The following is a 16,702-nucleotide window of genomic DNA, read 5'->3' on the forward strand; positions in this document are numbered from 1 at the left end:
AAGGTTATATCTCCAAATAAGAGGAAAGCCAATCTGAAATAAATTAAATATTGAATTGATCAGTAATATTTTCTCATGTCATGACATATTACTGTTATCGAATTCCCATTTTCATCTAAACCACCAGTGATCCAACAATCATTGTTATCTGCCGATTCACAACTATCATTACATGTAGCTCCTGCAATGCTCTGACTTTGTGACTCTGAAATTGATAAAATGCCAAAACCAATGATAAAAATTGACGCAATAACTCGGATTATTTTTTTCATAATATTTATGGTAATTGTTAAAACTCATCTCAAAAAAAAAAAAAAAACTGAAAAAACCAATTTTCAGAAAAAAATATTTGAATAGACCTTACACTTTAATGATAATTAGAGAGGCCAGGTCCTTTAATCTTGGACCAATCATAGTTTTCATTTCAACTTCCAAATTTCCTATTTTGCGAAACCGTTGAAAACACACCACTCTCTCATCGTATTTCGTCATCCGTAATTCGTACTTTTGAAGACTTATGAAATCGCACCAACTCAAACTCTACAATACCCTTTCCAGGGATAAAGAAGAATTCCAACCAATCAATCCTCCATTTGTGGGAATGTATGTTTGTGGTCCGACCGTATACGGCGATGCGCACTTAGGGCATGGCAGGCCTGCAATCACTTTTGATACAGTCAATAGATATTTGACTCATTTAGGATATAAAGTTCGCTATGTCAGAAACATTACCGATGTAGGTCACTTGCAGGGTGATGCGGATGAAGGAGAAGATAAGATTGCCAAAAAAGCCAAACTAGAGCAGTTGGAACCTATGGAAGTAGCCCAGCAATACACGGATACTTATCATAGAGATATGGCTTTGTTGAATACTCTGAAACCCAACATTGAACCTCGTGCCACAGGCCATATTCCAGAACAGATCGCTTTGGTTGAGGCGATTCTAAAAGAAGGTTTGGCCTATGAAGTAAATGGTTCAGTTTATTTCGATGTATTGAAATACAATAAGACCTATAAGTACGGGAAGCTTTCCGGAAGAGTACTGGAAGAGTTAATGAGCGGAAGTAGGGATTTGGATGGACAGGGTGAGAAACGAAATGCGGTAGATTTTGCATTATGGAAGAACGCTGCACCTGAGCATCTAATGAAGTGGGAGTCTCCTTGGGGATTGGGCTTTCCTGGTTGGCATTTAGAGTGTACAGCGATGAGCTCCAAATACCTGGGAAGTCAATTTGATATACATGGAGGCGGTATGGACTTGATGTTTCCTCATCACGAATGTGAAATAGCACAGGGAAATGCCTGCAATCACAGAGATCCGGCCCGTTACTGGATGCATAATAACATGATTACCATCAATGGTCAGAAAATGGGCAAATCCTTGGGAAATTTCATTACCCTTCAGGAATTGTTTACTGGGAAGCATGACTTATTGGAACAGGCATACAGCCCGATGACCATTCGCTATTTTATATTGACTGCCCACTACCGATCTACCTTGGATTTCTCCAATGAAGCTCTTCAGGCTGCTCAAAAAGGCTATAAGAAAATCATCAATGGATTGAGAATTGCCAGAAATTTAGAATATCAATCAGAGGAAGGTATTGCTCTGGATGAGAATCAAATCAAGCAGATTGAGTCCAGTATCTCCAATGCCTACAGGGCCATGGACGATGATTTCAATACTGCTCAGGCGATTGGACATTTATTTAATTTGCTTAAAAAGATCAACTCCATCTTTACAGGCCAGCTGAAATCCGCCTCCTTAGGGAAAGAGGTATTTGATCAGTTAAAAGATACCTTCATCACTTTTGTGACTGAAATATTAGGCTTGGTTGAAGAAAAAAGCGATGTTCAGGAAAATATGCTTGACTTATTGCTGCAATTGTACGGAGAAGCTAAGAAAGCTAGAGATTATGCCAAGGTGGATGAAATCAGGGCAGGCTTGAAGTCCATGGGATTTGTAGTAAAAGATATGAAAGACAAAATTGACTGGGCATATGAAGAATAAAATCTGGATTCTCTTACTATTAATTCTTTTTGGAGCTTGCTCAGGAGAAAAAAGTACTCAACAATCCAATACCAGCGAGGAACCTGTAAAGCCTTATCCAAGCTTCAATGCAGATTCTGCTTTTGCCTTTGTGCAAAAACAAGTGGATTTTGGGCCGAGAGTACCGGGAACTGAACCGCATGAAAACACCAAAAAGTGGTTGATCTCCCAGTTTGAAAATTGGGGCTGGTCTGTGCAAACTCAGGATTTTCAGGCAAAAACTTATGATGGTCTCAATTGGAACCTCACCAATATCATCGCTTCTTTCAAACCAGAAGCAGAAAAGAGAATTTTGCTTGCTGCCCATTGGGATACCCGAAGAATCGCTGATAAAGATACTGACAGGATAGATGAACCAATTGATGGAGCCAACGATGGAGGTTCAGGAGTTGGAGTTTTATTGGAAATTGCCCGGGTAATTCAAGCTCAGGGGTTAAAACCAGATGTAGGAATAGATATCATCCTGTTTGACGGAGAAGATGATGGGGAGCCTGAAACTTCCAGAGCGAGAAATAATTCACAGATTTGGTGGTGTTTAGGCTCGCAGTATTGGTCAAAAAACAAGCATCAGGAAAACTACACCGCTTATTATGGCATTTTAGTGGACTTGGTTGGTGCCAAGGGTGCCAGATTTTTTAAAGAAGGATACTCAAGACAATATGCCTCAGGGATTTTAAAGAAAGTCTGGGACAATGCCGCTAAAATTGGACATTCAGCCTTTTTTGTCAACAGAAATGCCCCAGAGATCTTGGACGACCATGTATTTGTGAATGAGGATGCTGGAATTCCGATGATTGACATCATTGAGTTCTCTCCAGACTACGGTTTTGGCCTATATCACCATACTCATCAGGATAATATGGAACTGATTGATGCAAGATCCTTGCAAGCTGTCGGAGAAACTGTTTTATTTACAGTTTATCAGGAATAAAATTTTCAACTGATTTTATTGCAATCCCAGATTCAAGTAATAAGTGCAACACTAAAGGTTTAAGGAAGGAAGCCTAGGCTTCCTTCCTTAGGCTGAAGAATTAAATTAGTGTTGTCATGCAGAAATTCAATCATCTCAGCCCAGAGCAAAGGTACCAAATCGAAATTTTAATCAAACAAGGGGTGACTCAGACCGGTATTGCCCGAGCTTTAGGAGTTCATAAAAGCACCATTTGTCGGGAGCTTCGTCGGAACACGGGTCTACGCGGGCGCAATGCGGGTGAATATGTCGCTCGTGTCGCTCAAAACAGAACCGATGAACGGCATAAGCTTAAACCCAAGAATATCCGTTTCAAGGCTGAGCTAAAGGAACAAGCTCGAGTTTGGCTCAAGGAGGAAAAACTGAGTCCGGAATTGATTGCTGCCAAATGGGAATTGGATGGAAACCCGGGCGTGTCCCATGAAACCATTTATCAATGGATTTGGAAAGCCAAGAAAAGTAAGCATTGGTCATTGACCAGAGATCGGGAGCTTTATAAATGCCTCCGCCATGGGAAAAGAAAGCGAAAAAGAGGCAATTACAGAGATTCCAGAGGAATCATAAAGGAAAGAGTGCCTATTGAACAACGACCTGCTGTTGTAGCCCTAAGGGAGCGAATAGGCGATATAGAAGTCGATCTGATGATGGGTAAGAACCACCAGTCTGCTCTTCTGGTCTTGGTAGATAGGGCTACCCTGATTACCACTATGGAGAAATTATCCGGTAAGAATGCTGATGCTATTGAACAGAAATTAGCTAAGCGAATCCAAAGGATTGGGCCTTCCTTTTTCAAATCGATCACCTTTGATAATGACATGGCTTTTGCAAACCATCACTTGATTCGAGACAAATACAATATCCCAACCTACTTTACTCGGCCGTATACTTCGCAGGATAAAGGAACTGTCGAAAACAGAATAGGATTGATTAGAGCTTTCTTACCTAAAAAAACTGACCTCAATGAAATCTCAACAGAACAAATACAAGCAATCGAGGCTAAAATCAATAACAGACCCGTTAGAAAGTTTAATTACCTTAGTCCAATACAAAAACTCAAACAAAAATTAGGTGTTGCACTTATAAGTTGAACACGGCAATTCAAACAATTGTTGACGATTGCAATTATAAATTTGGAAATTAAGTTTTGCTGAAACTGAAATAGACAATTTAGAGACAGATGAAATCGAGCATATCGGATCCGACACATACCCGGACGATTTTAATTTATGCGAGATTCCATGTGACTTCTGAGAAACGATTTTAAACACATGAAAAAAGGGCATCAGGTTACCATGAAGGAAATTGCGAAGAAACTGGGGGTATCCGTTTCCACCATTTCTCGTGCATTGAAAGATTCTCCTGAGTTACATCCAGAAACCAAGCGGAAGATTGTGGAGATGGCAAAGGAGATGAACTATCAACCCAATCTCTTGGCGCAGAGTCTTAGAATCAGCCGAACCAAAACCCTTGGAGTGATTGTACCTGAAATTACCTCCCACTTCTTTGCATCCTGTATTAGCGGCATTCAGGATCACGCCAATAAAAGAGGATATAATGTGATGATTTGTCAATCCAATGAATCCATTGATCAGGAAATTGCCAATATCAGAACCTTAGTCGCCTCTCAAGTAGATGCACTTTTGATTTCATTAAGTAGAGAAACCAATCATTATGAGCATCTCTACGAGCTCTATAGCCGAGAAATCCCTTTTGTCCTTTTTGATCGTGTTCAGGAGGACATCCCTGTGTCCAAAGTGACTTTCAATGATGCAGGCGGCGCGTATCAGGTGACTCATCACCTTTTGGAAATGGGATGTAGAAATATTGTATTCGTTTCCGGACCTGAAGACCTATATATTTCTAAAAAGAGAAAAGAAGGCTATCTAAAAGCCCTTAATGAGTACGGAATTAAGGAAAACTCTGACTTTATTAAAGTTACCGATTTGACCTTAGAGGGAAATATAGAAGTAGCCAAAGAAATTGCAGCGATGAAATCTCGTCCTGATGCAGTTTTTTGTATGATAGATCCGGTTGCGGTAGATGTCTTGACCTACTGGAAATCTATTGGACTTAAAGTTCCAGAGGAAATCGCCCTTGCAGGATTTACAAACAACCCTACATCGGCGGTAGTAGAACCGCCTTTGACTACAGTATCTCAACCCGGCTATGAAATGGGAAAATTGGCAGTAAGCCATCTTTTAGATCAATTGGATGGCCTAGCTTCAGACGATCCTATTTCCATTGTTTTGGAAACCACCTTGGTACCAAGGAAGTCATCCAATAGACAAGCTTAAGCCTCATAAAAGACTTTCTTACTAATCTGATAAACCTATGCTTGTCAGATTTTAATTTTTTATTGTCTCAATTTGAAAAAATAGAGCTATTCATCTTCGAAAATCACCGAAATTCAATTACTTAGCAGGCGGAATTTTAGAATTCCCTATTTTGCTTAAAATTATACAGTAATGAATTTCTCAAAAACCCTTAAAAACCTATTTATCCTTTTTTTGGTAGTAATGCTGGCATTTTCTGCCTGTAAAAACAAAAGAGAAGGAAACCCTAAAGTCCTTATTTTCAGTAAAACAGCTGGATTTGTTCATGAATCTATCCCGGATGGAATAGCAGCAATTCAGAAGTTGGGAGCTGAAAATGGCTTTGATGTGGATCAAACCCAGAATGCAGAAGATATCAATGAGGAAAACTTGGCCAAATATGCTGCGGTAATCTGGCTTAGCACTACCGGAGATGTCTTGGATCACTATCAGGAAGCTGATTTCGAAAGATATATTCAATCAGGCGGTGGCTATGTGGGAATTCACGCAGCGGCTGACACGGAATACGAATGGGGCTGGTACGGGAAATTGGTTGGCGGATATTTCGCAGATCACCCAGGTATCAATGACCCTCATCCAAATGTTCAGAAGGGAATCGTAACACGAACTGCTGAAAAACACCCTTCCGTCAATTTTCTTCCTGAATCATGGGAAAGAACAGACGAGTGGTACAGCTATAAAAAGGTAAACCCCGATACCAAAAAACTTTTGATGCTAGACGAGTCTTCTTACCAAGGAGGACTGGATATGGGAGATCACCCAATCGCATGGTATCATGACTTTGATGGAGGAAGAGCATTTTATACCGGTGGTGGCCATACCAAGGAGTCCTATCAGGAAGAAGACTTTCTCAAACATTTATTGGCGGGGATTCAATATGCAATCGGCGAAAATCTGGAATTGGATTATACCGCAGCCACAAGTAAGAGGGCTCCAGAGGAAAATCGCTTTACCAAGACTTACCTTTCCATGGGTGAGTTTACCGAGCCTACAGAAATGACCATTTTACCCAACCTGGATATTTTGGTGGCTCAAAGAAGAGGTGAAATTCTTTATTTTAATAATGAAACCGAGAAGCTAGAAGAAGTAGCCAAACTGAATGTTTATTGGAAATCTGAAGTACCCGGAGTAAATGCTGAAGAGGGATTGATGGGAATCCAGAAAGACCCCAACTATGCTTCCAATAATTTTGTCTTTGTTTACTATTCTCCAGCAGGTGATGCGGAGATAAACAGACTTTCCCGATTTGTCTTCAAAGACGGTGTTTGGGATATGAGTTCAGAAAAAGTAATCTTAGACGTCGCTTCAGATAGAAATATTTGTTGTCATACTGGTGGTTCCATCGCATTTGATAAGGATGGAAATCTTTATTTATCGACTGGTGACAACTCTACCCCGTTCAATCAAAATGATTCCCAATATGTCTTGAGTGGCTTTGCTCCTTTGGACGGAAGAGAGGGAAGAAAGCAATGGGATGCCAGAAGAAGCTCCGGAAACTCCAACGACCTAAGAGGAAAAATCCTTAGAATCAAAGTCCAAGATGACGGTTCTTACACTATCCCTGCAGGCAATCTTTATCCCGAAGGCACTGCTAATACCAGACCTGAAATATATGTTCAAGGAAATAGAAACCCATACAGAATTGCCGTAGACCAAAAAACAGGTTTTCTATACTGGGGTGAAGTAGGTCCCGATGCCAGCAATGATTCATTAGACAGCAAGGGCCCGAGAGGCTATGACGAAGTCAATCAAGCAAGAACAGCCGGTAATTTTGGATGGCCTTATGCTATTGGAAATAACTACACCTATTTTGAGTATGATTACGCCGCTGGAAAATCCGGATTGAAGTTCGATCCTGCAAAGCCAGTTAATAATTCACCTCATAATACAGGTCTCAAAGAATTACCTGCCACCCAAGCGGCATTCATTTGGTATCCATATGCAGCATCAACCGACTTCCCACAAGTAGGAACAGGAGGTAGAAATGCGATGGCAGGACCTGTTTACTATTCTGATTTATATCAAAGTGAAGGCAAAATGCCTGATTATTTCGATGGCAAACTCTTCATCTATGATTGGATTAGAGGTTGGGTTAAAGTAGTTACTATGGAAGAAAACGGTGATTTCTCCAAAATGGAGCCTTTCATGCCCAATACCAAATTCAACTCCTTGATAGATATGGAAATGGGTCCTGATGGCAAAATTTATATTTTGGAATATGGAAATGGATGGTTTACCAAAAATCCTGACGCCGGACTTTCAAGAATAGATTTTAACGGAGGAAATAGACCTCCTGTGGTTGAATCTGTAACAGCAGATAAATCCTCCGGGTTGGCACCATTGTCAGTTACCTTTACTGCCCAAGCCTCAGATCCTGAAAAAGACCCAATCACCTATGTTTGGGACCTGGGAAATGGAAAAACAGAAAAAACCACAGAGCCTAAACTTACCACCACTTTTGATTCAGTTGGTGAGTATGAAGTGACGGTCATGGCTTCTGATCCGGCAGGGATGGAAGGAAAAGGGCCCAAAGCAAATGTATATGTGGGAAATGTAGCTCCTGAAGTGAGTATAAAGGTAGAGGGTAATCAATCCTTCTATTTTCCCGGTAAAAAAGTAAACTACCAAATCACGGTAACCGACCAAAATCATCCAGAAGCCTCCAATGATTTAAACAACTTATATGTAGCAGCTGATTACATCGAAGGGCTGGATCAAGCAGAGGCAGATATGGGCCATAAAGTCATGAGTGAGGCTATGACAGGAAAAGCACTGGTACAGTCGCTTACCTGTAAAACCTGCCACAAAGAAAACGAAGCTTCCGTTGGCCCTGCCTATACAGAAGTAGCCAAAAAGTATAGAAATAGAGATGCAGCCTATTTGATGGAGAAAATCAAAAATGGTGGCGGAGGAGTCTGGGGCGAAACAGTAATGCCAGCAAATCCAGATTTGAAAGAATCAGACTTGAAAGCTTTGGTGACCTATGTACTTTCTTTAAAAGGTGAACAAAAACCTAGCTTAGCTTCTAAAGGCAGTTTAGATCCAACATTAGGCAAAACCCCTTCACCAAAAGGAGCCTTAATAATCAATGCATCCTACACCGACGCAGGTGGAGAAAACATCAAACCCTTGTCAGGCAGTAGCTCGATAGTTTTGACTGCCAATACCATTGATTTAGGAAGATCAGGGGATATGGAAGGATATACTTCAATGTCCTTCGATGGCAATAACTTGATGATGGTGCCAGGTCAAAAAGGTCATTTTTCTTTACCTGCCACTGACATGACGGGGGTTGGGTCTGTTACCTTGACTACCGCTTCTGTAGAGCCCTTGAAAATAGGAGTAGATTTCGAAATCAGATTAGATAGCCCAACTGGAGAAGTTTTGGCTAAAGGTACATTTGTTCAGAAAAATCAACAAAAGGCGCCTGGAATGCCAGTAATCTATGATCAGGTAACTATTCCTGTCACGGGCCAAACAGATGGAAAAAAACGCAAACTCTACATTGTCAGTGAGCCTCAAGGTGGAGCTGAAATTGGAACATTTATTTTAGCAAATATTACATTCAATGCTAAGTAATTGAACTACTACTTGATTAAAGAAAGCCAGTCTATAAAAAGATTGGCTTTCTTTTTGTATTAGAATATATGTATCATTGTCCAAAATTAAGCTCTTTATTCCTATGAAATATTTGAAAATAGTCACTCTTCTTTTGGCAATATCATTGGTTGGATGTACCTCAGAAGAGGATACATCCATGGATATTAGGATTTCAATTAATGGACAGGTGCTTTTCGAAGATGGAGATGATTTTAATGGAGACGTGGATGGGAACTTTACAGGTAATGGAGGCAGTGGCAGTAAAACTTTTTTATGGAGAAACAATTTAAGAACTGCTGATTACAATGCCGACATAACCTCCACCAGTTCTGGAACATTCAACATGGAGGTTAAGGATTCCAATGGTAATGTTGTATTAAATAGATCCCTTAGAGGAGGAACTGAGCCAGACTCTTTCTCCGGTGTGACAGCCTCTGGGTCCCCGGGGATATGGCAAGTCACTATCACGCTAACTTCTTTTAAGGGAGACGGAAGTTTTTCTCTTAGTGAAGGAGATTAATTGATTTTTGATCGATCTTCTTATTCTTGACAATGAAATAAGGCTTTTAGACACCTATATGTTTTTCTTTTTCATACCTACTTCAATATTTGCCGTGTTCAACTTATAAGTGCAACACCTAATTTTTGTTTGAGTTTTTGTATTGGACTAAGGTAATTAAACTTTCTAACGGGTCTGTTATTGATTTTAGCCTCGATTGCTTGTATTTGTTCTGTTGAGATTTCATTGAGGTCAGTTTTTTTAGGTAAGAAAGCTCTAATCAATCCTATTCTGTTTTCGACAGTTCCTTTATCCTGCGAAGTATACGGCCGAGTAAAGTAGGTTGGGATATTGTATTTGTCTCGAATCAAGTGATGGTTTGCAAAAGCCATGTCATTATCAAAGGTGATCGATTTGAAAAAGGAAGGCCCAATCCTTTGGATTCGCTTAGCTAATTTCTGTTCAATAGCATCAGCATTCTTACCGGATAATTTCTCCATAGTGGTAATCAGGGTAGCCCTATCTACCAAGACCAGAAGAGCAGACTGGTGGTTCTTACCCATCATCAGATCGACTTCTATATCGCCTATTCGCTCCCTTAGGGCTACAACAGCAGGTCGTTGTTCAATAGGCACTCTTTCCTTTATGATTCCTCTGGAATCTCTGTAATTGCCTCTTTTTCGCTTTCTTTTCCCATGGCGGAGGCATTTATAAAGCTCCCGATCTCTGGTCAATGACCAATGCTTACTTTTCTTGGCTTTCCAAATCCATTGATAAATGGTTTCATGGGACACGCCCGGTTTCCATCCAATTCCCATTTGGCAGCAATCAATTCGGACTCAGTTTTTCCTCCTTGAGCCAAACTCGAGCTTGTTCCTTTAGCTCAGCCTTGAAACGGATATTCTTGGGTTTAAGCTTATGCCGTTCATCGGTTCTGTTTTGAGCGACACGAGCGACATATTCACCCGCATTGCGCCCGCGTAGACCCGTGTTCCGACGAAGCTCCCGACAAATGGTGCTTTTATGAACTCCTAAAGCTCGGGCAATACCGGTCTGAGTCACCCCTTGTTTGATTAAAATTTCGATTTGGTACCTTTGCTCTGGGCTGAGATGATTGAATTTCTGCATGACAACACTAATTTAATTCTTCAGCCTAAGGAAGGAAGCCTAGGCTTCCTTCCTTAAACCTTTAGTGTTGCACTTATTACTTGAATCTGGGTTTATTTTTCCTGTTTCTTTCGAACTAATTTATTTTCAATTTATCTTCAATTTTCAAGATAGATACGGCCAGAAACCCTGAATTAATCAATCCTATCTTATTCATTAACAAAGACTTCCATTTTTAAGTATTATGGACTATCACTTCAGAACAGCACAAAACAGTGAGGATTTCAGGGGAATAATAGCTTTACAGCAAGCCAATCTTTTGCAAAATTTAAGTCTTGAAACTATTCAAAAAGAAGGCTTCGTTCGGGTATGTCACAGTTTGGAAGATTTAACAAAGTTGAATGAGTTTGAAAAGCAACTCATCGCCATCCAAGACAAAGAAGTGATCGCTTATATTTTGGCCATGCCGCCTGCTTCAAGAACTTCTATTCCAATGCTCTTACCCATGTTTGAGCAGTTTGATCACATAAACTGGAAAGGCAAGAAAGTATCAAGCTATAGTTATCTGGCGATAGGGCAAATTTGCGTGGCTAAAGAATTCAGATCACAAGGACTATTTGCAAATGCATATGCTGCTTACAGAGAATTATTCAGCAAGGAATATGACTTTGCTATTACCGAAATCTCAAAGAAAAACTTACGTTCCTTAAGCGCTCATAAAAAGATTGGCTTTCAAACCATCCACACTTTTCAGGATGAATATGAGGAATGGGATATCGTATTATGGGATTGGAAATAATTAAGCTAAACTATTCTTGTGCGCGATTATACTAAATCTAATTAACCCTGTGCCGAAATTTTCGAAATACCCTTAAATTGAAACATCCGAGTTGAAATTTTGTTAGCTTTCCAAACAAAACCCAAAACCAAACAGATATGAAAAATTCAAAATCTCTTTTTTTAGCGTTTGCCCTACTAGTGGCAACCTCTTTTTCAGCCTTTGCTCAGTTGCAAAGTCCGGCATTAAGCCCTGCAGCTTCAGTTTCGCAGGTTGTAGGATTCACTAAAATCAGCATTGATTACTCCTCTCCTGCCGTGAAAGGAAGAAAAATCTTTGGAGAATTAGAAAAGTATGGGGTAACGTGGAGAGCAGGCGCTAATGCTCAAACCGTGATTGAATTCAGTACAGCGGTAAGTGTGGGCGGCAAAACACTTAGAGCAGGTAAATACTCTATTTTCATGACTCCAACTGAGTCAGGCGACTGGACAGTGCATCTAAACAGTAAGGCAGCTTCCGTTTTTGCCTACATGAAAGACGGTAAAATAGATGAAGAGGCTGTTGCAAAAGATGATGCTGTTGCATTCAAAGCCTCCACCACGAGAGGTGGAAATACCGAAAGATTGCAATATCATATTTCCGCAGGAGATAATAAGGTAGCAACCGTGACAATGGCTTGGGAAGGCGTTATGGTTTCTTTCCCTGTTGATACCATGGTGGATCAAAAAATGGAACAGTTTAAAAGTCAGTTCTAAATAAAAAAGTATTACTTCTTAATGAGGCTGTCTCAAAGGTGAAACTTGTCACATTGAGCGAAGTCGAAATGTGCTTAAAACAATAGAAATAGCCTTCGACTCCCTGCCTGAAGTCAGGCAGGCGCTCAGGCTGACATTAGACCGATATATGAGACAGCCTCATTTTTTTATTCCCCGAACTATTTTGGCCTGATTTTTCTTCGATTTAAGTATGGCAAGCAAAAAATCAAAACGGCCCCAAACCAAAATGGAAGAAATTGCAAATACAATTTCTCATGGGATTGGTGTTCTGCTAGCCTTAATCGGAATTCCTTTTTTATTATGGAAAGCCTTTGAAAGCAATGATTCTTGGACTTTTGCTTCCGCTATTGCTTTTAGTTTGGGAATGCTGATGGTTTACGCAAGCTCTACGCTTTATCATGCTGTTTCCAATCAAAAATGGAAAGCTCTACTTCAAAAGAGCGATCATATTTCCATCTATTTCCTGATTGCAGGAACATACACACCCATGGTTTTGGCTGTGTTGCCCAAAGAAGAAGCGTTGCCTTTTTTAGGATTGATCTGGAGTTTTGTTCTTGTCGGAACTCTCTTCAAAATCTTCTTCACCGGCCGTTTCAAATTTGTGTCAGTGGGTTTATACCTACTGATGGGCTGGATCTCAGTGTTTATTTATGATTCCATCATCCAGAACTTAAGTACTGAAAATATTTTCTGGCTGGCTGCAGGAGGTTTGAGCTACACCTTAGGGGTGATTTTTTACATCATGAGCAATAGACGCTACTTTCACACGGTTTGGCACGTATTCGTACTTTTAGGTACACTCTCCCACTTTATTGTGGTGTATCAGGTTTTGTGATTGAAGCTTTAAAAACTTCCAGAATCTACATCTTTGATAAATTTGATTATTCCGGGAAAAAAGTGGGAAGGATCATCATATTGACTTAGATGACTACCATTTGGGCAAAGTAAAAATCTTCCATTTCCCATTTGTTTGGACATCCACTCCATATGCTTAGGATCCATAGTATCATGGGATCCTCCAACCACTAGAGTTGGAACAGTGATAGTCTTTAGCTTTTCTCTTACATCCCAACCTTCTAAACTTGCACCAGGAGTAATTCCAAACTCACTATATCCTTGCATATAAATGTATACATCAGGGTTTACCTGAGTCATCATACGGTTAATTTCCTCAGGCCACTGACCTGCTGGCATTCTTAATACATGCTGAGGGTAATGGTGAACTTCCAGTAATTCCATGTATCTCGGATTCTCAAAGTCCATATTTTTTTCGATCTCCATTATTTCAGCAAACACTTCTGCTGGCATCTGAGGCCCTAGCACTTCTTTGGCGTATTTTTCATACTCATCCAAGCTTGACATCATATTACAGATAATAAGACCTTTCAGGTTTTCCTGATGTCTGAATGCATACTCCATCCCCAGCATACCACCCCATGATTGACCGAGTAAATAAAAATTATCCTTGTTTAGACCTAGGGCTTTTCTCACTTGCTCCACTTCATCCACAAAGCGCTCAATTGTCCATAGAGAAGAATCTTCGGGCTGATCTGAATGCGCAGAGCCCAATTGATCATACCAAATAAACTCTATTCCTTCCTGAGGTAAATACTCATCAAAATTACCGTACTGTTCATGAGTCATTCCGGGCCCTCCATGAAGCAATAATACTTTCATAGTAGGATTGTCTCCTACCCTTTTGGTCCAAACTTTAAATTCTCCCTTAGGAGTTTGGATCGGAATCACTTGTACAGTCTCCACTTCTTTTCCGGTTTCTGAAGAATCAGAAGATTCATTCTTACACCCAATTAACCCGACAATTAAAACCAGATAGAAAATTATATTTTTCATATTTCTCAGAATGAATGATGATTGTGCCTTATATTATTTTTGAGCTGTGGCCTTATTTTGAAATACCGGATGATTTTCATTTCCACCGGAAATCAGGTAAGCCATTAAGTCCTTCAACTCCTCCTCATTCAATCTGTTTATCAAACCTGGAAGCATGATTGAAACCTCGGAATTTTTAGTGAAAGCAACCGTATTTTTAGGAATCTTTCTCAATTGGTCCGGAGCAAATGGGTTTTGAGAAACATAATAATTGGCTCCATCTTCATCGGTCAATCTTCCGACTATAGACCCACCTTCTTTCAATTCAAAAACCGTGGCATGATACTGCTCTGAAATAGTCTGACTAGGATTAATCGTAGCTTCTAAAATATCCTTTTTAGAGAACCTAGATTCCAATTGGGTCAAATCCGGACCAATCACTCCGCCCTCACCCTGCATACTGTGACAGGATTGACAAAGGGTTGCGGCATACATGGCTTTGCCTCTTACAAAATCTCTAGCTTGAAGGCTGTCTACCAAAGGCAAAGCTTCCTCCACGGTCCACCTTCTCCCTGGACCTTCAGGCTGAATCCCCTCCCCAGCCAAATCATTCCCACTGCTTGTCAACAATTTTCCTCCTGATAGCTCATCAAATCTGTCAAAGTCCTCTTTCGCAACTTTAGCCAAAGCCATCTTTCTAGCCCGGTCCAAAAAACCAACATAGCTCCTTCCTCCCTTGTAATTGGTCAAAGCATTCTTAATCCAAGAGAAATACTCCTTCCTGGTATCTTCGGTCCAGCCTGAATTAGCACCTCCCAAAACAGTCGCAAAATAGGTTTGCTGAGCAGGAGGAACATTGGCCAACATATTAGCTATATCCAAACCATATTGAGGATTCCGGAAAATCAATTCCGAGGAAGAAGTGACAGTTTTCTGATATTCCTCATCGTCCTCAGCACTTTTTAATGAAGCAAGAGTCTTCTCCACTGCATCAGGAGCATCCAAATGAGTCAATAAAACAGCAAGTGATCGGTTCAACAGATTATCCTTTGCTGGAAAATTAGGGTTAAGATAAGCCGCCAAGTCTGCCTTGATTGGTGAAGCCGCCTGATCATAACGATATAAAATGACTTCAAAAGTTCTCAATAAGTCTCCTTTTGCCTTCTCTGATAGGCTTGAATAGTCAATCTCCATTAATGATCGAACCATAGGCACCGCATCTGTATCCTTTCCATGTCTAGCCAAAGCCAAAATGGCCTGAGTCTTTTTCACAGGATCTGATTCATTCAATGCGTTGGATTTCCATAGCTCAATAGGTTGATGCTCCAAAACTAACCTGGCAGCATATTGAACAAAGCGGTCAGCGTGAGCCAGATTTGCCCATGCCAATTCCAATCCTTCTGAGCTTGCATTTTTCGAATGGTATTGTTCCAGCTCTCTTCTAGTCTTTGCAGCATCAGGTAAGTCAGCTACTTCCATTGGTTCTGCAGCATCAGATTCGCCTTTGTAATAAACTCTATATAAATCCGACTCCAACCTTCTGCCTCCTGTGGCAAAATACATAGCCCCATCCGGCCCAATGGTACCATCTGTCAAGGGTAAAGGGGAGCCCGAAATAAACTCTTCTGCAGTAGCTTCATAGCTTGCTCCAGAAGGGGTCAAATGAATAGCATAAATAATCCCAAAACTCCAGTCGAAAGCGAATAGGGCCTTTTTGTATTGAGCCGGAAATTTGGCCTCTGTTCCAAACATCACATTGGTTGGGGAACCTTGTCCAATATTCAATACGGCAGGTAAGTTATCCGGAAATTCAGGAGACCACTTCGAGTTTCCTGTTCGCCAGCCAAACTCAGCTCCACTGGTGACATGCAGAATTCGGGTAGGTCTGTACCAAGGCATCCCAAAGTCCCATTCCATGTCTGAGTCATAGGTAAAAAGATCCCCTACTTCATTGTATGCTATGTCAAATTCATTTCTGAAACCGGCTGCAATCAATTCCCAATTTTTTCCTTCCGGATCAATTTTAGCAATCCATCCTCCTGGTGCCTCTCGGTTATTGGCATGTCCCCGAGGATCTTTGATCAATGGAAAAAGGTTATCCTCCCTCCAAACACGAGGAAGCCTGTAGTGATCCATTTCAGGAACATCCACATGATTTCCTGCTGCCAAAACTATGGATTGACCATCTGGAGAAAGCTTCATGGAATGGGGCCCATGTTCTCCCGGTTCACCCTCCAAAAGTCGGATAGTGGAAACAGTTTCATATTGATCATCCCCATCCAAATCCTGAATTCTGTACAATCCAGTACTCTTTGCAAAAGTCTCATTCGAATGATGATTGACCATGACATAGAGTGAATTAAAGGCATAAAGTAGCCCTTGTGCATACCCCATCCCCACCTGAGGCTCTGCAATATCTCCGATGATCAATTTTTCAACTTTTGGTTTGACGGAAGTATCCGAACCGATCGGAGGCAGCTCCAACCGATATAAAAACCCATACTGATCCGAAGCAATCATTCTGCCCTTATCATCAAATGTCATCGCTACCCAGGAACCCTGATCCATTTCTCCGGGACTATACAGTAATTCGGCAACAAATCCTTCAGGAAGTTTCAGTTTGTCAATTTTTGGGATTCCGGTCAATTGCCGGCTTGATTCTTCTTTTTTGGCACATGAAAAGCTGATCCCGGCAAGAAGAATTATGAAAAATATATTCTGAAAGGTTTTCATAGGTTGATTGGGCTAGTACAAGCCTG

The 16,702-nt window shown here is 40.7% G+C and carries 13 protein-coding genes; 9 read left to right on the forward strand and 4 right to left on the reverse strand.

Features of this window, described 5'->3' with window-relative positions; genetic code table 11:
- Nucleotides 1–517: 517 nt before the first annotated feature.
- The 6 genes from cysS to GYM62_RS12945 all read left to right on the forward strand — a co-directional run bounded on the left by cysS (nt 518) and on the right by GYM62_RS12945 (nt 9,473).
- Nucleotides 518–2,011, forward strand: coding sequence for a cysteine--tRNA ligase (gene cysS / locus GYM62_RS12920; RefSeq protein WP_219956724.1), 1,494 nt, complete (start codon nt 518–520; stop codon nt 2,009–2,011).
- The gene (locus GYM62_RS12925; protein ID WP_219956725.1) at nt 2,001–2,981 is read left to right on the forward strand and encodes a M28 family peptidase; all 981 of its coding nucleotides are present in this window, start codon (nt 2,001–2,003) and stop codon (nt 2,979–2,981) included. Before cysS ends, GYM62_RS12925 begins: the two co-directional genes overlap by 11 nt.
- A 116-nt stretch (nt 2,982–3,097) precedes the next feature.
- Nucleotides 3,098–4,108 carry an IS30 family transposase gene (locus GYM62_RS12930; protein ID WP_219956726.1) on the forward strand — a complete coding sequence of 337 codons (1,011 nt, stop codon included), beginning with the start codon at nt 3,098–3,100 and terminating at the stop codon, nt 4,106–4,108.
- 180 nt (nt 4,109–4,288) lie between these two features.
- Complete coding sequence (locus GYM62_RS12935; protein WP_144606591.1) at nt 4,289–5,314, forward strand: LacI family DNA-binding transcriptional regulator; 1,026 nt, start codon at nt 4,289–4,291, stop codon at nt 5,312–5,314.
- Between the two features lie 171 nt (nt 5,315–5,485).
- Nucleotides 5,486–8,932, forward strand: coding sequence for a ThuA domain-containing protein (locus GYM62_RS12940; protein ID WP_219956727.1), 3,447 nt, complete (start codon nt 5,486–5,488; stop codon nt 8,930–8,932).
- Nucleotides 8,933–9,035: 103 nt separating this feature from the next.
- Complete coding sequence (locus GYM62_RS12945; RefSeq protein WP_219956728.1) at nt 9,036–9,473, forward strand: hypothetical protein; 438 nt, start codon at nt 9,036–9,038, stop codon at nt 9,471–9,473.
- Between the two features lie 98 nt (nt 9,474–9,571).
- Here the strand turns inward: GYM62_RS12945 and GYM62_RS12950 are convergent, their stop codons facing one another.
- Entirely contained in the window at nt 9,572–10,270 is a 699-nt protein-coding gene (locus tag GYM62_RS12950; RefSeq protein WP_219956729.1) for an IS30 family transposase, read from the reverse strand.
- 10 nt (nt 10,271–10,280) lie between these two features.
- Nucleotides 10,281–10,580 carry a helix-turn-helix domain-containing protein gene (locus GYM62_RS12955; protein WP_219956730.1) on the reverse strand — a complete coding sequence of 100 codons (300 nt, stop codon included), beginning with the start codon at nt 10,578–10,580 and terminating at the stop codon, nt 10,281–10,283.
- Between the two features lie 223 nt (nt 10,581–10,803).
- Here GYM62_RS12955 and GYM62_RS12960 point away from each other — a divergent pair, with 223 nt between their 5' ends.
- From GYM62_RS12960 to GYM62_RS12970, 3 genes are all read left to right on the forward strand, one after another.
- Entirely contained in the window at nt 10,804–11,358 is a 555-nt protein-coding gene (locus tag GYM62_RS12960; RefSeq protein WP_219956731.1) for a GNAT family N-acetyltransferase, read from the forward strand.
- Nucleotides 11,359–11,495: 137 nt separating this feature from the next.
- On the forward strand, nt 11,496–12,092 hold the full coding sequence (locus tag GYM62_RS12965) for a DUF2911 domain-containing protein (protein ID WP_144606599.1): 597 nt from the start codon (nt 11,496–11,498) through the stop codon (nt 12,090–12,092).
- Nucleotides 12,093–12,339: 247 nt separating this feature from the next.
- Nucleotides 12,340–12,948, forward strand: a complete 609-nt coding sequence (locus tag GYM62_RS12970) for a hemolysin III family protein (protein WP_219956732.1) — start codon at nt 12,340–12,342, stop codon at nt 12,946–12,948.
- Nucleotides 12,949–12,956: 8 nt separating this feature from the next.
- Here GYM62_RS12970 and GYM62_RS12975 read toward each other — a convergent pair whose 3' ends face one another.
- Complete coding sequence (locus GYM62_RS12975; RefSeq protein ID WP_219956733.1) at nt 12,957–13,964, reverse strand: proline iminopeptidase-family hydrolase; 1,008 nt, start codon at nt 13,962–13,964, stop codon at nt 12,957–12,959.
- Between the two features lie 33 nt (nt 13,965–13,997).
- Complete coding sequence (locus GYM62_RS12980) at nt 13,998–16,676, reverse strand: c-type cytochrome (protein WP_219956734.1); 2,679 nt, start codon at nt 16,674–16,676, stop codon at nt 13,998–14,000.
- Between the last annotated feature and the right edge of the window lie 26 nt (nt 16,677–16,702).

The organism is Algoriphagus sp. NBT04N3, from assembly GCF_019443765.1.
GTDB lineage: Bacteria > Bacteroidota > Bacteroidia > Cytophagales > Cyclobacteriaceae > Algoriphagus > Algoriphagus ornithinivorans.